The sequence below is a fragment of the Pseudomonas sp. GW704-F2 genome, from assembly GCF_059423025.1.
Genome location: NZ_JBWKXO010000011.1, coordinates 115,253 through 130,817, shown reverse-complemented (window position 1 = coordinate 130,817; position 15,565 = coordinate 115,253). Strand labels below are relative to the sequence as shown.

Here is a 15,565-nt window from a genome sequence, read left to right as displayed (position 1 = left end):
TCATGTATGAGGTCGTTGTTTCAACAGCTTCCACAGCAGCGGCCAGCAGAACACCAGCGGATAGCGGCGCAACCGTTCCGGCTGTTTGATCGGCTCGCCCCAATGGCGCTCCAGTTTCCAGATGGCGTAATCCACTGCGCCCTTGACGGTAAACAGCGATTTGATCAGACGCACCAGGTTCAATGCCCGGCCCTGAATGCGCCGGGTCCGCCAGTGCCGCGCCTGCCGTCGCTGCTGTTCAGCGGTGCTGTGGTTGATATACAGCTCGTCGGTCATCGACCCGGCAAAGCCAACGCCATCGACCTGGGCGGCCGCGACCAGGAGGGCGGCGAGGTAGCCTTGATTCTGCTGGGTAATCAGTGCCGGGCGGTTGCTGCTTTCGGGCCGCAGTTCGCTGCCGTAGGTAAAGCTCAAAGCGCGGGTCCAGAACGTGTCGCTGTTGAACAAGGGAGCTTGCAGGGAGACCGTTTCGCTGATCATGCGCAAGGCCGCGCGGCACACCGCTCGCTCCACGCGCCGTTGGATGGCGGGCGTGCGGCTGAACACCAGGCGGCTAGGCTGGGCAAAACGCGCCCACAGGTAGCTTTGAAACCAGCTATGGGTGCCTTGTTCAAAGTCGGTCACCGAAAGAATGGCGCACTTGGCGCGCAGGGTTTTGCCAGCGGTATCAGTGGCCGTGAACAGAAACACCGTGGGCGGCAGCAGGGCGTTGGCCCATTGACTGAGCCGGGAGGTGTGGATGTCCTGGTAGTGATCCACCAGGACGTACAGGTCGATCAACCCCTCATCGGTGGTGCGTGTACGCAGGCAAGAACCGTAGAACAGGATCGCCGAGATGCCTGCGCCGAACCGCGCCATCAGCGCTTCAGTCAGTGCGTGCAGGTCTTGGTCCACCGGGCGCGCCAGTTCACGGCTCACCAACTCGAACAGGGGGAGTGTCGTCGGGTCCCGTTCAATCTCGATCATGGAATGTCCTTACAAGGTGATGAAGCGCACGGGCGGGCTGGCCTTGATTTCCAGTGTTCCGGTCACCGGGAATATCTCGCCGTCCAGTAGGTATTCGTGCAGGTGGTCAATGCTGGCGTGCTGGGCGTTGTGGCTCAGGTAGCCCGGATCCTGGCGCATGGCCGCGCTGGGTCGCCCGCGCAGTACGGCGGGCAAGGCCCGGCACAGGCGGGCAGGGGCCTGGGCAATGGCGGTCAGGCGCATGGGCTGGTGCTCGGCGCCCCAAAATGGCGTGCTGCCCAGCAGCAATTTGTCGAGGGTGGTGGCCAATACCAGCAGCCATGGCGCCTCGCGTGTCGTGCCGTTCACCGTGATAGGGGCGTTGACGGTCGGCAGCAGATGGCTGGCCGTGCGGGAAAACAACGCCAGCAGCATACGCACGAAGGCGGTCAATGGCCCTGCCAGCCCCTTGAGGCCGGTGGGGCGAACCCGTTCATGAAAATAGCGAACGCCGGTGACGATTGAACCCGCGCCAAAGAACAGGCCGCATTGTGCTCGCCGGGTGTGCGAGTCAGACACTTGCAGTACAGCCGTGGGTTTCTCCCGCGCGGTGTGGTCGTCATGGGTCAGCCAGCGCGTCAGCGCCTTGATTGCCCTGAGTGGGCTGCCACGCAACCCGATGGCATTGGCACTCATGTTGGTGGTGCCTGCGGGGACGATGAACACCTTGGGGACTTTCGCCCCCGGGGTTTGCAGCAGGCTGGTGAGCGCCGCCTGCAGCGTGCCATCCCCGCCCACTACGACCAACAAGTCGTTTTCCATCAGCGCCCAGCTGGCGATGGCAGTCTCGACCTCGGCCGGGGTGCGCACCTGCGCGACGCGGGCGCGGGGCAATCTATGGATCAGGCGGCACATGCGTGCCTGCTGGCGACGGACGCGGCCGCTGAGGGGGTTGATCAAAACGCCGATGCATCGTGGCTTAGCAATTGAAGGTGGGTTGATGTTCATGACGTTGCCTAGGCGTTTCGGTCGAAGCGATAGACCAGCATCAATGCCGCGCCCAGAATAAACAGCGGTGGCAACAAGGTGGTCAACAGCGGATTCAGGGCAAACAGCAGCCCCAGGTTGACGATGATCTGATTACCCACATAGGTCAGCAGACCGACGACAGCGCCCACCGCCAGGCGGCTGCCCATCCCGGGGTCGCGCTGTTGCACGAAGGTGAAGGGTACCGCCAGCAGGATCATCGCCAGCGTCAGGATCGGCCGGCCGAACTTCTGCCACAGGGCGATGCTGTACTGATCGACCGGTTGATCGGTGGCCTTGAGAAAGTGGATGTAGCGGCTCAACTGCTTGATGGAAAAACTGTCGCTGGGCAGGGTCAGCTCCTTGAGATGAATACTGGAAAAGATCGACGTCCATTGCAGGCTATCCAACTCGCGGACCGTTTCTTCGCCGTTGCTCCATTGCTTGAAGTTGACTTGGTTGAGCGTCCAGCTGCCGTCCTGGGATACGCTGGCATTGTCGGCGTGAATGTAACTGACCAGGGTGTTGTCCGGGTTGTAGTGGAATATCTCGATGCCCATGGGCCGGTTGTGCGCGGCCACGCTGTCGATCCTGGCGATTTCATTGCCGCGCCTGGCCCACAGCGTCCCCTTGGCATTGACTGCCTCATCGGAACTGGTGATGGCGGCGTTGCGCATCTGCAGGCCGCGTTGCTGCAACGGTGAGGCCACCCATTCATCCAGTGCTGCCAGGCTGGCGGTCAGCAGCACGCCTGCGGTGACGGCCGCCAGGGCAATACGCACGATGGACACACCAGCGGCGCGCAGGGCCGTGAGCTCCTGGCTGACCGCCAGTTGGCCCAGGCCGACGATGCCGCCCAACAGGGCGATGAAGGGCCCCAGGTCGATCAGGCGACGGGGCAGCGTCATCAGCACCACCGCCACCGCCTGGGTCCAGCGGTAGCCGCCAGCGCTGACATTGTCGAGTTCGCTGATCAGATCAAAAGTCGTGAACAACGGAATCAGCAGCGCAGCGGCAGCACCGAAACCCACGAACACGTTCCTGACCAGGTAGCGACCCCAAAGGCTCATCGCGAAAACCTCGGCAGCAGCCGCAGGTCACGAGCCATCAAGGCCCCCAGACCAACCAGCATCAGCAGGGGGACCAGCCACAGGCCCGGGATCAGGGGCAGGGCGGTATTGGCTACCAGGGTGCGGCACAGGTTGCCGGCATAGAAGATCACCGTAAACAGGATCGCGATCGGCAGCAGGGTTGAGAACCGGCCTTTGCGTGGTGCGGTCCGGCTCAGCGGCACGGCCAGCAGGGCCATGAGAATGGCATTCAGGCCGCGGCTTTCACGCCATTGCAGTTCGGCTTTGTCCTGGGGCATGGCCGACATGGCCAGCGTCGCGCTGGGGGTGGATTTGCGCTTTGACTCATCGGTCGGTTCCACCGGCTTGAGGTGTAGCAGCAACGCTTTGTAATTCAGTGTGCTGTCCTTGCTGCCGCGATGCTCCAGCGTATAACTGGTGCCCTGTTGCAGGGTCAGCGCCGGCGTCGTGGGGTCGGGATCGGTGATGGTCGCCACGTTGGCGCGCAGCACGCGGCTTTTGCCTTCGGTCGGGTCGTAGATCAGCGCGTCGGTGAGCTGGTTGGTGTCCGGGTCGATGTGCTGGGCCAGGATCATCCGGCCGTTGTCATCGTTGAGGTTGAAGCGTTGGGCCTGCAGGTGACTGACGTCGAGGTCGGAGCGCGATTGCTGTTCCAGTTGATAGGTTTGCGTATAGGCCCAGGGCCGGCCGTAGAACGACAGCGCAGCCACCGCCAGGGCCAGCGGTGTGGCGATGATCAGAATGGCCCGGTAGATACGCAACGGGCTGGCACCGGACGCCAGGATGGCGGTGATTTCCGAGTCGTTGTATAGCCGACCCAGCGCGATGGCCACCGAGGCATACAGCCCGACGGGCAGCAGCATCTCCAGCGCGATCAGCACTTTGTAGAAAACGATGTCGAGGACCACCCCCAGCGCCAGGGTGCCGTTGGCGGCCTCCGTCAGGTAGCGTTCGGCCGAGTAACTGGCGAAAACAAAGGTCAGGAAGCCAACCATCATCGTCACAGGACGGCGTACTTCGGAAATGATGTAGCGCTCGATCGTAAGCATGTACCGCAAGCCTTCAACGCGGCATCAGCCGTGCACAGTAAAAAGGGGAATGAAGCGGGTGAGTCGGTCAGGCCGCTGGGCGCCCGTGGTCCTTGGCCATCTCGCGCAGGGTGCGTTCCACCAGCGCGAAGTCGTTGGCTGAATCCACATCCACCGCCGCTTCCGGGAAGGGCATGACCACAGCACCCACGCGTGCGCCGAGCACCCGGGAAAGCTGGTTCAGCGCATGCTTGAGGGACAGTTCGCCCAGCAGGTAGCGCACGGTAGCCAGCGGGCCCAGCGCACGGGCCACAACTTGTCGGGGACGCTTGCGCGCTTCTTCCATGCCACGCCAGTACTGCGCCACCTTGGCACCCTGTGGGGTGAGGAAGGCGAACAGGTTGCTGCCGCAATACGGGCCACCCTTGAGCCGGATGGCCGTTCTGGCCGTGCCGGGGAATCGTTGCAGCACTGTCTCCAGGGGCGTCACGGCAACCGCCACGTCACAATCCAGGGCGGCTGCCTGGGTGAGGAAGTAGTCGACCATGTCGCCGCGCAGCAAGGCATGGTCGGCGGTCGTCACCAACAATGGCCAGTGTTGTCGCCTGGCCAGGCCATGGGCGACGCTTGCAGCCGGGGTTGCCTGGGGTTGCAGAAAGCTCAACTGCTCGCTGAGGATCATCGACCGTACATGGAGGTCCTTCTCCAGCAGCGCCAGCGAAGGCCCGATCAACGTTACCCGGCCAACCTGGGCGCTGTCGTGCAAAGCGCCCAGCACACGGTGCAGCATCGGCACCCCTGCGATTGGCGTCAGCGCCTTGCAACCCGCCGAGCCCAGCGCAGCCACCGGGTCATGGCCATGGCGATCCGCACCCAGCACCAGCGCGTCGAAACGCGGTGGTTCAAATTGCTTTTTCATACAGGCGATACCGTTTGTAGGGGGCGGCACCGATGCGATCCAGAATCGTCCGCATACCGGTGTTGGTTTCCAGGATCCAGGACATTTCCAGTGCTTCGATGTCACGTTTCTCGAACGGCGCCTTCAAGGCTTCGATCAGCAACAGTGCGATGATCGGCCCCATTCGGCTGAACTGGTACTGCTGTCGCACACCCATCAGCGGTACCCGCGCGGTGCGTACGCCACTGACTTTCAGACGCCACAATAATTTGGCCCAGCCCAATGGCAGCAGGCGCCCATCCAGGTCGGCGATGGCTTCGTTGATGTTGGGCAGGGCAACGATGAAGGCACAGGGCTCACCGTCGACCTCGGCGATATAGATCATGTCTTCGGGCACCAGGAATTTCAGTTGCGCGCCCATCTCGTCGAACTCACGTTCGGTGAACGGTACAAACCCCCAGTTTTTCTGCCAGGCATCGTTGAACACGGCGCGTAGTACCTGCATTTCCCGTGCGAAATGCTTGCGGTCAAGCTGCCGGATGGTGACTCTACCGCGCATGCAGTCCATCAGTGATGTCAGCGCCGGGGTGAAGGACAGGTCGGTGCGTCGCATCCAGTAAGCCAGCAGGTCCATGCCCTTGGCGTAGCCCTGCTGCTCCAGGCGCGCGGCGTAGTAGGGCTTGCCATGCTCCATCAGCGCCGACGGCGGTGTATCGAACCCGTCGACCAGCAGGCCGCTTTCCTGATTGATGTTCAAGCCAAACGGGCCGGTGATTCGGTGGGCGCCCTGTTTGCGCAGCCAGGTCTCCGCCGTATGAGTCAACAGGCTGAACACTGCCTCGTCATCGATGGCGTCGAGCATGCCGAAATGGCCGGTGTCCATGCCGTGCAGATCACGATGCAGTGAATCCACCTGAGCGGTAATGCGGCCCACCACTTCACCGCCGCGTCGCGCAATCCAGGCCTGCCAGTGAATATGGTCCGATGCCGGGTTCTTCGCCGACAGATGCTCGATACGTTCCACATGCAGGGGTTGGACCCAGTGGGGATCGTCTGCGTACAAGTGGGAGGGCAGGGAGATGAAGGCTTTTAAACCAGCCTTGTCGCTGACCTGTTCTATGGAAATCATGGCTGACCTAAATCCAACTAACTTCGAGGGGGTGTTAACTTAATTAACGTAACGCACGGTTGATCACCGCAAATGCGGCGTAAATGAAACCGCTATTAACTAAGTTTGTATATAAAATCTTCATCGCTGTTTCAGATGGCGGGTATCTGATAAATGAATAGTCGTTCAGAAAACAACTCCTGTTAATCTTCGCGCCGAATTTGATTCAATCAGAATTTGAACACTGCGCAGGTAACAATCGCTTGCTGGCTGCGGCGCAGATGCGCTGTTTCCTATCTTATTGTCGCCTGATAAATGCATCGGCCAAATGAAATGTTGCGGGTGGATTTGCCGTCATGCGATCAGGCCGAAGGTTCTCATCTAATGGCTGTGCTGTATATGTCAGAAACAAGCTCAAATCATTCCATACCCATGCGTCACGCAGACTTTGAAAGTCTGGTAGAGGCATTGGATTATGCCGCCACCGGTCAAACCGGCATGAACTTCTATGACCGACGCAGTCAGTTGGTCAGTTCGTTCGAGTACCGCATGCTGAAACGGCGCGCCCTGATGGGCGCACGTCGCCTGCTCGGCTTGGGGCTGGTGCGGGGCGACCGGGTGGCACTGATCGCCGACACCAATGCCACGTTCGTCGAAGTGTTCTTCGCCTGCCAATACGCGGGGCTGATCCCCGTGCCGTTGCCCATTCCCATGGGGGTTGGCCAGCATTCATCCTACGTGGACAAGCTGCGTGGGTTGCTGAACAGTTGCAGCCCGGCTGCGGTGTGCGGTGGCGAGGAATGGCTGCCGCTGGTGCGAGAGGCCGCTGCCGATATGCCGCCGATGCCCTTGCTCAGTGGTGTCGACATCGACGCGCTGCCAGAGGCCGAGGTCGAATTGCAGGCGCCTGGCGCGGACGATGTGGCGTACCTTCAGTACACCTCGGGCAGCACCCGCTTTCCTCGAGGCGTGGTGATTACCCAGCGCGCGGTCATGGCCAACTTGCAGGTTATCAGTCGTGACGGCATCAAGCTGCGCGAAGGCGACCGCTGCGTTTCATGGCTGCCTTTCTATCACGACATGGGCCTGGTGGGGTTCGTCCTCACACCCGTCGCCACTCAACTGTCGGTCGACTACCTGCGCACGCAGGACTTCGCCATGCGCCCCTTGCAATGGTTGAAGCTGATCAGCCGCAATCGTGGCACGGTGTCCGTGGCGCCACCGTTCGGTTACAACCTGTGCCTGCGGCGTTGCAGTGACAAGGACCTGGCCGAGCTTGACCTGAGAAGTTGGCGGGTTGCTGGTGTGGGCGCAGAGCCGGTCCCGTTCGAGGCACTGACGCAATTTGCCGAACGTTTTGCGGCAACAGGTTTCGCGACAGAGGCGTTCATGCCGTGCTTCGGTCTGGCGGAAAGCACCCTGGCGGTCAGCTTTGCCGACACCCCCAAAGGCCTGCGGGCCGATGTGATCGATCGCGATGTACTGGAGCACAGCGGCAAGGCCGTACCGCCCACGTCACGCACACGTGCCGTCAGCACGTTCGTGAACTGCGGGGCGGTCCTGCCCGGGCACCGGCTGGAAATTCGCAACGCCCAGGGTGAGGTGCTCGGTGAGCGCGAGGTGGGGCAGATCTTCATTGCCGGCCCCAGCCTGATGAGTGGCTATTTCCGCGACCCTGACTCGCAACTGCAGGCCTCCCAATGGCTGGGCACCGGCGACCTGGGTTATTTGTTCGAGGGCAATCTACATGTCACCGGCCGCAAGAAAGACCTCATTATCATTCGCGGGCGCAACATCTGGCCTCAGGATATCGAGCACGTGGCCGAGGGCGAGCCTGGCGTGCGGCCGGGCGATGCGATCGCCTTCGTGACGTCGCGCGGTGATGAGTCAGTGGTGGTGATGCAGATCCAGTGCCGGGTGGCCTCGCCCGCATCGCGCGAGCAAATGGTCCGCTCGCTGTCGGGGCGCATCCAGAGTGAGTTCGGCGTCAGCGTCGACATTCAGTTGGTACCGCCGCAAAGCATTCCGCGTACCTCATCCGGCAAACCGGCACGTGCTGAGGCCAAACGTCGCTACCTGAGCATGCTCGACGCTCTTGCGTTGCCTGCCGCGGCCATCGCCTGATGAGCCTGACCGTGGCAATCACGGGGGCCACCGGCTTTATCGGCCGGCGCATTCTGCAGGCCCTGTTGGCGCGCGGTATCGCCGTGCGTGCGTTGACCCGCCGATCGGTGGCGAGCCTGGACGCCGTGACGTGGGTGCGCGGGTCGCTGGAAGATGAGGCATCGCTGGCCAGGCTGGTCAGCGGCGCCAGTGCAGTCATCCATTGTGCTGGCCAGGTGCGTGGTCGCAGCCGCGTAGTGTTTCAGCGCTGTAACGTCGAGGGCACCCGGCGCCTGGTGCAGGCAGCCAAGGCTGCCGGTTGCGAGCGTTTCCTGTTGTTTTCTTCGCTGGCTGCCAGGTACCCGCACCTGTCGTGGTACGCCGAGTCCAAGTTCGATGCCGAAGTCGCTGCCCTCCAGGCGGCCGCCGACATGCCCATCAGCATTTTCCGGCCTACGGCCGTCTATGGGCCAGGCGACAGCGAATTGCAGCCGGTACTGTCGGCACTGCTGCGTGGCTGGCTGCCCCGGCTTGGCCATGCCGATGCACGGCTGTCTTTTCTGCATGTGGAAGACCTGGTCCAGGCCACCCTGCGCTGGCTAGACGTGGAGGCCATTCATGCCGTGCGCTACGAAATCAATGACGGTGCCAAGGATGGCTACGGTTGGAAGCAACTGGCCGCCATGGGGGCGCTGATACGCGGCGGGCCGGTGCGTCTGATCGGTGTTCCCACAGCCTTACTCTTGCAGCTGTCACGCCTGAACCTGGCCTGGCATCGCCTGGCAGGTGGCGAGCCCATGCTGACGCCGAGCAAGGTCAACGAGCTTATCCATCCCGACTGGTCATCCAGCAACCGCCTTATCTCGAAGGACCTGGGCTGGTACCCGGCCATCGAGCTTGAACACGCGTTGCGTGAACGGTTGTTTTGATCCCACTTTCATACAGATATCAGACTCTTTTTATGTTGAAGCGCGAAGTCGTCACCGACTACATCCTGGAATGCCTGAGCGGCTTGACCGCCGACAAGCAACGGCCAGTAGGCCTGCACAGCAACCTGATCGAAGACCTGGGCCTTGAGTCCATCAAGATCATGGACTTGCTGATGATGCTGGAAGACCAGTTCGACCTGTCTATCCCAATCAATATCCTGATCGATGTCAGCACACCCGCCGATCTCACCGACGCACTGATGATCTACCTGGAGGAGCATCATGGGGTTGTATGACAGTTTTTCCCGCCTGGCACAGGAGCGCGAAGCGTTCCAGGACGACGGCCTCAACCCTTTTGGCACCTGCATCGATGAGGTCCATTGCGCCACCCAGGGACGCATCGGCAATCGTCGCGTCATTTTGGCCGGTACCAACAACTACCTGGGCCTGACGTTTGACCCTCAGGCCATTGCCGCCGCCCAGGCTGCCCTGGTCGAGCAGGGCACTGGCACTACCGGTTCGCGCATGGCCAACGGCAGTTACGGCGGGCACGTGGCACTGGAGCAGGAGTTGGCGGCGTTCTTCGAGCGGCCATCCGCCATTGTCTTCTCCACCGGTTATGTCGCCAACCTGGGCATCATCAGCGCCCTGGCGACGCCCAAGGCCGTGGTGCTGCTCGATGCCGATTGCCACGCCAGTATCTACGATGCATGCGCCCTGGGAGGGGCGCAGATCATCCGTTTTCGTCACAACGACGCCGCGGACCTTGAGCGACGCATGGTGCGCCTCGGCGAACAGGCCAAGCATGCGCTGATCATCGTCGAAGGCATCTACAGCATGCTCGGTGACGTGGCTCCGCTGCAGGAAATCGTCGAGATCAAGCGCCGCCTGGGTGGTTACCTGCTGCTGGACGAGGCGCACTCCTTCGGCGTGATGGGCGCGACTGGCCGTGGCCTGGCCCAGGCGCTGGATGTGGAGCAGGACGTCGATATCATCCTCGGGACGTTCAGCAAGAGCCTCGCGGCCATTGGCGGCTTCGCGGTGGGTAATGACCGCGGCATGGAAGTGCTGCGCTATGCCAGTCGTCCTTATATTTTCACCGCCTCGCCGTCGCCATCGGCCATTGCCTCCGTGCGTTCGGCGCTGCAGACCATTGCACAAGCCCCTGAGTTGCGCGAAAAGCTGTGGCAAAACGCCCATCGCCTGTATGACGGCCTGGCAGCATTGGGTTACCAGGTGGGCCCGCATGCCAGCCCGGTGGTGCCGGTGATGATCGGCACCAAGGAGCAGGGCGTGCGCTTCTGGCGAGCGTTGATCGAGCACGGGGTGTATGTGAACCTGGTGCTGCCGCCGGCCGCGCCTGCGGGCATCACGCTGGTGCGGTGCAGTGTCAGCGCGGCCCATTCGGAACAGGAAATCGACGTCATGGTGGAGGCCTTCGCCGCCCTGCGTGACAGCGATATCCTGGAGTCGGTGGCATGAGAATCATCCTGGCATTCGGCAAATCCTACCCCCTTCGCACAATCTTGATGCTGCTCAGCCTGGTGGTCGCCGGTGTGGTGGAGGGCGCGAGCCTGACCACCATGCTGCCCCTGGTGTCGGTCATGCTGGGTGACAGCGGCCACTCAAGCATGGTGGCCGGCCATGTTGCCGGCGTGCTGCACAGTGTAGGGCTGGAGCCCTCCATCACCGTACTGTTGATTATCATCGTGGTCGGCATGTCCTTGACCAGCCTGCTGATTCTGCTGGCCAATCGTCAGGTGGGCTACACCGTGGCACACGTAGCCACGGACCTGCGTGTCGACCTGATCAATGCCACGCTGGGCAGCCGATGGGAGCATTACCTGCGTCAGCCGGGCGGGGCCCTGGCCAACGCCGTGGCCACCGAGGCGTTCCGTGCCTCGACGGCCTACGAGCACGCCGCCAACATGGTGGCCCTGACGATTCAGGCCATTGCCTACGCCATCATTGCCTTCGTGGTGTCCTGGCAGGCCGCCCTGGTGTGTATTGCCCTGGGCCTGACCATTTTACTGGCCTTGCGAGGCCTGGTGAAAACCTCGCGCAAGGCCGGCAAAAGCCAGACCGGGCTGATGCGCGAACTGCTGATCAACCTGAGCGACACCCTGGGTTCGGTCAAACCGCTGAAGGCGATGGCCCGCGAGGACATCGCCGATTCGCTGCTGCGCAGCCAGGCGACCGAGCTCAACATTGCCATGGAAAAGGAAGTCACCAGCCGCGAGACCCTGCGCGCCCTGCAGGAGCCGCTGCTGGCGCTGCTGGCCGCAGGCGGTCTGTACGCCGGCCTGGTGATCTGGAAGCTGCCGATGTCCTCGGTGATGGTGCTGATATTCATGGTCGTGCGCGTGCTTGGGCTGATGCACAAGGCGCAGCAGCGCTATCACCGCATGGTCGGGCAGGAGAGCGCGTTCTGGGCCCTGCGCGAGGCGGTGGAAGAAGCCGAGGCCCAGCGCGAACCCGCTGGCGGCAGCCTCCAGCCAACGTTGGCCCGGAACATTGTGTTCGATCAGGTTTCGTTTACCTACGGCGGTCGACGCGTCCTCGACGAGGCCAGCGTGAGTTTCGAGGTGGGCACCATGACAACGCTGGTTGGCCCGTCGGGCACCGGCAAAACCACGGTTCTTGACCTGCTGTGCGCTTTGCTGGTGGCTCAAGACGGCAGCATCCGCGTGGATGGCCGGGCGTTGGGCGATCTGCAACGGCGCAGTTGGCGCCGGATGATCGGCTACGTGACCCAGGAAACCCTGCTGCTACACGACAGTGTGCTGGCCAACGTCACCCTCGGTGAACCGTCATTGACCGAAGCCGATGCCGAGCATGCGTTGCGTCAGGCCGGCGCCTGGGAATTCGTGCAGGGCCTGGATTACGGCCTGCACACGCGGGTTGGGGAGCGGGGCGGCCAACTGTCCGGTGGTCAGCGCCAGCGAATCATTATCGCCCGCGCGCTCGCGCACCGGCCCCGCCTGCTGATCCTGGACGAGGCCACCAGTGCGCTGGACGCCGAATCCGAAGCCGACATCTGCGCCACGCTCAAGGCGTTGACGCCGAACATCACCATTATCGCCGTGTCGCACCGTCCGCGCCTGATCGAGGTGGCGGACAAGGTTGTCGAGTTGGTCGAGGGTAAATTCAAGGTCGTGACAGGTGGGCATGCGCCGCTGCCGCGTCCCGCTCTGAGCCATGGCACGGGAGGCCGCTGAGATGTCGATGAACCATGAGAACGAACTAGCACCGGTGATCGCCTTTGTAGGCTGCGATGGTGCGGGCAAGACCACTGTTTCCGACGCTATCCTGGCGTGGATGCGCGAGTCCGGACAGGTTGAAAGCTGCCATCTGGGCATCCAATCCAAGGCCTTGGGCGAGAAACTGGTGGGCTTGCCGATGGTGGGGGGCGTACTCAAGCGTCTGATTGCCAAAAACTCGCCGAAAACAGTCTCGCCAGGCGAAGCGTCGCGAACCTCGATCGAGGCGCCGAGTACCCTGGCGGCGGCCGCGATTTTTCTGCTGTCCGTACGGCGTTGGCGGCGCTATCAGAAGATGATGTCGCTGCGACGCCAGGGTGTTGCGGTGATCGCCGATCGCTTTCCGCAAATTGCCGTGGCCAAAATGAAGATCGATGGCCCGGGCCTCAGTGGCGTACCGCATCGCAATGCGCTGGTGCGCTGCCTGGCACGTTGCGAGCGCTTGCTGTACTGCTACATGGTGAGCTATCGCCCTGACGTGGTGATTCGGCTCAATGTCGATCTGGAAACGGCCTACAAGCGCAAACCGGACCACCGCTACGCGTCGTTGGCCACCAAAATCGCGTTGGTGCCGCAGCTGGAATACCAGGGCAGTCCGATCATTGATCTGGACAGTACCCAGCCCCTGGATACCGTCATCGACCAGGCCAAGCATGCCATCAACGCATGCCTGGCCCGCCAGCGCGCCGTGTAATGGCCAGCCGTAGCGCCTTCCGGCGCCTGGCGCCGTTGGTCGCCATCATCGGCCCGGACGGTGCCGGGAAGACCACCACGGCGCACTACCTGTGCTCCGTCATTGCCAATAGCCAATATGCCTACCTGGGGCTGGGCTCCGGGGCGCTGGGGTTGAAGATTCGGCAGTTGCCGTGGATAGGCGCGATGCTGGAGCGGCATCTGTCCGCCAAGGCCAGTCGGGCTCGAACGCCCGGCGAGCGTATTCCCGGGCCTGTCACGGCTGCGGTCATCTACCTGTTCGGCAGGCTGCGCTGGCGTCGTTTCCTGCACATGCTGCACGTGCGCGAGAGCGGGCGGCTGGTGATCTGTGACCGCTACCCGCAGGCGCAGATCGCCGGGCTCAACGATGGCCCTGGCTTGTCGGCCGCCCATGCCACTGGTTGGTTAACCGCGTTGCTGGCCCGGCGTGAGCGCGACCTCTACATCGAGATGGCCCAGATACCGCCCACGCTGGTCATCCGGCTCAATGTGGACGCCCACACGGCCTGGGCGCGCAAGCCCGACCATGACCTAGCCCTGATCGAGCGCAAGGTGGCCGCCACCGCGGCCTTGACGTTCCCCGGGGCGCGGGTGGTCGAGGTCGATGCGGGCTTGCCGCAGGCCCAGGTGCATGCCATTTGCCGTCAGCTCATCGAAACACTGGTCAGTGAGACCCCGGGCTTTTCCTCATCTCTTGAACCGCAGGTTACACGCGTTGAATAAATCTATGCCCCATCTCGGCGCCCAGCCCTTTGCGAATGCCTCTGGCACGCCGCTCCTGCGCCGTTCCAGTGCCCGCTCGCTGGCCGTCATGTACCTGTTTTTCTGGTATTTTTCCGGCCCCCTGCAATGGTTGATCTACCATGCCGATGTCGCCGGCCTTGACGGCTTCTGGCAAGCCAGCGCGGCAAGCCTGCTGTGGCTGATCCCACCATTGCTGTTTCCGCGCTGGACGCGGCCCATCGTCGGGTTGATAGGGCTGGTGTTGTGGATGTGCTCGCTGACTGCGCTGGCTTACTTCCTGATCTATGGCCAGGAGTTTTCGCAAAGCGCGATCTTTATCATGTTCGAGTCCAACATGAGTGAGTCCAGTGAGTATATTTCCCAGTATTTCTCCTGGTCTAAATTGGCCGTGCTGGTGGCCTATACCGTCATCGCGCTGGGGTTATGGTTCAGGGTTCGCCCCGTTGCGTTCTCGGGGCGTGCCAAGGTGGTGTTGTGCCTGCTGATTGCCTTTGCATCGGTGGGCTACTCAGCCCTCCATGAGTACCGCAAGCGTGGCGACCTGGACATGCGCATCGGTAAGTTTCAGCAGAATCTGCAGTCGGCATCGCCTTGGCAGATGGTCATTGGCTACACGCAGTACCGTCAGCAATTGGCCGATATGGCGAATATGTTCGAGGGCTGGAAAGCCATTGCGCCCTTGCAGCATCAAGTGGATGCCCATGCCGGGCAGCCAGCGACAATGGTGTTGGTTATCGGCGAGTCGACTGATCGCCAGCGCATGAGTCTGTACGGCTACACTCGCCAGACCACGCCACAGCTGGATGCCTTGCGGCCCGAACTCGACGTGTTTGATCAGGTAGTGGCGCCGCGGCCGTATACCATCGAAGTGCTGCAGCAGGTGTTGACTTTTGCCGACCAGGAGCACCCGGACCTGTACCTGACGACACCTTCGTTGATCAGCATGATGAAGCAGGTTGGTTACAAAACGTTCTGGATCACCAATCAGCAGACCATGACCCAGCGCAATACCATGCTCACCACCTTTTCCAAGCAGGCGGACGAGCAGGTCTACCTGAACAACAACCGGAATCAGAATTCCACCAGCCAATACGACGAAGACGTGCTGGAGCCGTTTAGCCAGGTTCTCAAGGACAAGGCGCCGCGAAAGCTGATCGTCGTGCATCTGCTGGGCACCCACATGAACTACCGCTACCGGTTTCCCAGCGGCTACGCGCGGTTCCAGGACAGCGCCGAGGTACCGCGCTATATCACGGACAAGACGCTGCGCAAATACAACGACTATGACAATGCCGTGTTCTACAACGATTACGTGGTCAGCTCGTTGATTGATCGCTTCAAGCGCTCCAACCCGCATGGCTTCCTGGTGTATCTGTCAGATCATGGTGAGTCGGTGTACGACCCGGTGGCCCCGCACATGCTGGGGCGCAATGAAGAGGCGCCGACACGGCCAATGTACACCGTGCCTTTCCTGGTATGGCGCTCGCCGAGCTGGAAAGAGGACAACCCACTCGATCTGCGCGATGCATTACATCGCGAGTGGACCACGTCGCACTTCATCCACACGTGGGCGGATCTGGCAGGGCTGCGCTTCGACACGTTCGAGCCGTGGAAAAGCATCGTCAACCCGGCCTATCAGCGAGGTCAGCTACTGATTGGTGATCCGCGCCAGCCGGCCAAATTGCGTGACTTCAACACGCTGGGCAGCGCACCTTGAAT

General features: G+C 62.0%; 14 protein-coding genes. 8 read left to right on the top strand and 6 right to left on the bottom strand.

All coding sequences use genetic code 11. The features are described from left to right. The 6 genes from AC07W0_RS12280 to AC07W0_RS12255 form a co-directional block, all read right to left on the bottom strand. Nucleotides 1–966 (bottom strand): hypothetical protein, encoded by a 966-nt coding sequence (locus tag AC07W0_RS12280; RefSeq protein ID WP_102617490.1) that lies wholly within the window; start codon nt 964–966, stop codon nt 1–3. Nucleotides 967–975: 9 nt separating this feature from the next. Next, nucleotides 976–1,905: a diacylglycerol/lipid kinase family protein gene (locus AC07W0_RS12275; protein WP_158243610.1), complete on the bottom strand. Its 930-nt coding sequence runs from the start codon at nt 1,903–1,905 to the stop codon at nt 976–978. Between the two features lie 56 nt (nt 1,906–1,961). After that, nucleotides 1,962–3,041, bottom strand: coding sequence for an LPS export ABC transporter permease LptG (gene lptG / locus AC07W0_RS12270; protein ID WP_046484133.1), 1,080 nt, complete (start codon nt 3,039–3,041; stop codon nt 1,962–1,964). After that, on the bottom strand, nt 3,038–4,111 hold the full coding sequence (gene lptF / locus AC07W0_RS12265) for an LPS export ABC transporter permease LptF (protein ID WP_017845640.1): 1,074 nt from the start codon (nt 4,109–4,111) through the stop codon (nt 3,038–3,040). The genes lptG and lptF overlap by 4 nt, the downstream gene beginning before the upstream one ends. Before the next feature lie 67 nt (nt 4,112–4,178). Further along, nucleotides 4,179–5,009 (bottom strand): nucleotidyltransferase family protein, encoded by an 831-nt coding sequence (locus AC07W0_RS12260; protein ID WP_046383321.1) that lies wholly within the window; start codon nt 5,007–5,009, stop codon nt 4,179–4,181. Then, entirely contained in the window at nt 4,993–6,117 is a 1,125-nt protein-coding gene (locus AC07W0_RS12255; protein WP_017845642.1) for a hypothetical protein, read from the bottom strand. The genes AC07W0_RS12260 and AC07W0_RS12255 overlap by 17 nt, the downstream gene beginning before the upstream one ends. A gap of 312 nt (nt 6,118–6,429) precedes the next feature. On the opposite strand from AC07W0_RS12255, the gene AC07W0_RS12250 reads away from it, so the two are divergent. The 8 genes from AC07W0_RS12250 to cptA are packed head-to-tail and all read left to right on the top strand — an operon-like array spanning nt 6,430 to nt 15,563. Beyond that, nucleotides 6,430–8,220 (top strand): fatty acyl-AMP ligase, encoded by a 1,791-nt coding sequence (locus AC07W0_RS12250; RefSeq protein ID WP_307847414.1) that lies wholly within the window; start codon nt 6,430–6,432, stop codon nt 8,218–8,220. Then, nucleotides 8,220–9,128, top strand: a complete 909-nt coding sequence (locus AC07W0_RS12245) for an NAD-dependent epimerase/dehydratase family protein (RefSeq protein WP_017845644.1) — start codon at nt 8,220–8,222, stop codon at nt 9,126–9,128. Before AC07W0_RS12250 ends, AC07W0_RS12245 begins: the two co-directional genes overlap by 1 nt. Before the next feature lie 32 nt (nt 9,129–9,160). Then, complete coding sequence (locus AC07W0_RS12240) at nt 9,161–9,424, top strand: acyl carrier protein (RefSeq protein WP_017845645.1); 264 nt, start codon at nt 9,161–9,163, stop codon at nt 9,422–9,424. After that, nucleotides 9,411–10,610, top strand: coding sequence for a serine palmitoyltransferase (gene spt, locus AC07W0_RS12235; RefSeq protein WP_046383325.1), 1,200 nt, complete (start codon nt 9,411–9,413; stop codon nt 10,608–10,610). The genes AC07W0_RS12240 and spt overlap by 14 nt, the downstream gene beginning before the upstream one ends. Then, a complete protein-coding gene (locus tag AC07W0_RS12230) occupies nt 10,607–12,346 on the top strand; it encodes an ABC transporter ATP-binding protein (protein WP_102617488.1) in 1,740 nt (579 codons plus the stop codon). The genes spt and AC07W0_RS12230 overlap by 4 nt, the downstream gene beginning before the upstream one ends. A gap of 1 nt (nt 12,347) precedes the next feature. Then, entirely contained in the window at nt 12,348–13,082 is a 735-nt protein-coding gene (locus AC07W0_RS12225) for a nucleoside/nucleotide kinase family protein (protein ID WP_026139859.1), read from the top strand. After that, nucleotides 13,082–13,825 carry a nucleoside/nucleotide kinase family protein gene (locus AC07W0_RS12220; protein WP_017845649.1) on the top strand — a complete coding sequence of 248 codons (744 nt, stop codon included), beginning with the start codon at nt 13,082–13,084 and terminating at the stop codon, nt 13,823–13,825. The genes AC07W0_RS12225 and AC07W0_RS12220 overlap by 1 nt, the downstream gene beginning before the upstream one ends. 4 nt (nt 13,826–13,829) lie before the next feature. Then, the gene (gene cptA, locus AC07W0_RS12215) at nt 13,830–15,563 is read left to right on the top strand and encodes a phosphoethanolamine transferase CptA (protein WP_017845650.1); all 1,734 of its coding nucleotides are present in this window, start codon (nt 13,830–13,832) and stop codon (nt 15,561–15,563) included. Nucleotides 15,564–15,565 lie beyond the last annotated feature (2 nt).

What these genes read in the sequence shown, in the direction of transcription:
- AC07W0_RS12240 (WP_017845645.1), top strand. Translation starts at nt 9,161, where the DNA reads ATGTTGAAGCGCGAAGTCGTCACCGACTACATCCTGGAATGCCTGAGC.
- cptA (WP_017845650.1), top strand. Translation starts at nt 13,830, where the DNA reads ATGCCCCATCTCGGCGCCCAGCCCTTTGCGAATGCCTCTGGCACGCCG.
- AC07W0_RS12245 (WP_017845644.1), top strand. Translation starts at nt 8,220, where the DNA reads ATGAGCCTGACCGTGGCAATCACGGGGGCCACCGGCTTTATCGGCCGG.
- AC07W0_RS12255 (WP_017845642.1), bottom strand. Translation starts at nt 6,117, where the DNA reads ATGATTTCCATAGAACAGGTCAGCGACAAGGCTGGTTTAAAAGCCTTC.
- AC07W0_RS12250 (WP_307847414.1), top strand. Translation starts at nt 6,430, where the DNA reads ATGTTGCGGGTGGATTTGCCGTCATGCGATCAGGCCGAAGGTTCTCAT.
- spt (WP_046383325.1), top strand. Translation starts at nt 9,411, where the DNA reads ATGGGGTTGTATGACAGTTTTTCCCGCCTGGCACAGGAGCGCGAAGCG.
- AC07W0_RS12220 (WP_017845649.1), top strand. Translation starts at nt 13,082, where the DNA reads ATGGCCAGCCGTAGCGCCTTCCGGCGCCTGGCGCCGTTGGTCGCCATC.
- AC07W0_RS12230 (WP_102617488.1), top strand. Translation starts at nt 10,607, where the DNA reads ATGAGAATCATCCTGGCATTCGGCAAATCCTACCCCCTTCGCACAATC.
- lptG (WP_046484133.1), bottom strand. Translation starts at nt 3,041, where the DNA reads ATGAGCCTTTGGGGTCGCTACCTGGTCAGGAACGTGTTCGTGGGTTTC.
- lptF (WP_017845640.1), bottom strand. Translation starts at nt 4,111, where the DNA reads ATGCTTACGATCGAGCGCTACATCATTTCCGAAGTACGCCGTCCTGTG.
- AC07W0_RS12225 (WP_026139859.1), top strand. Translation starts at nt 12,348, where the DNA reads ATGTCGATGAACCATGAGAACGAACTAGCACCGGTGATCGCCTTTGTA.
- AC07W0_RS12260 (WP_046383321.1), bottom strand. Translation starts at nt 5,009, where the DNA reads ATGAAAAAGCAATTTGAACCACCGCGTTTCGACGCGCTGGTGCTGGGT.
- AC07W0_RS12280 (WP_102617490.1), bottom strand. Translation starts at nt 966, where the DNA reads ATGATCGAGATTGAACGGGACCCGACGACACTCCCCCTGTTCGAGTTG.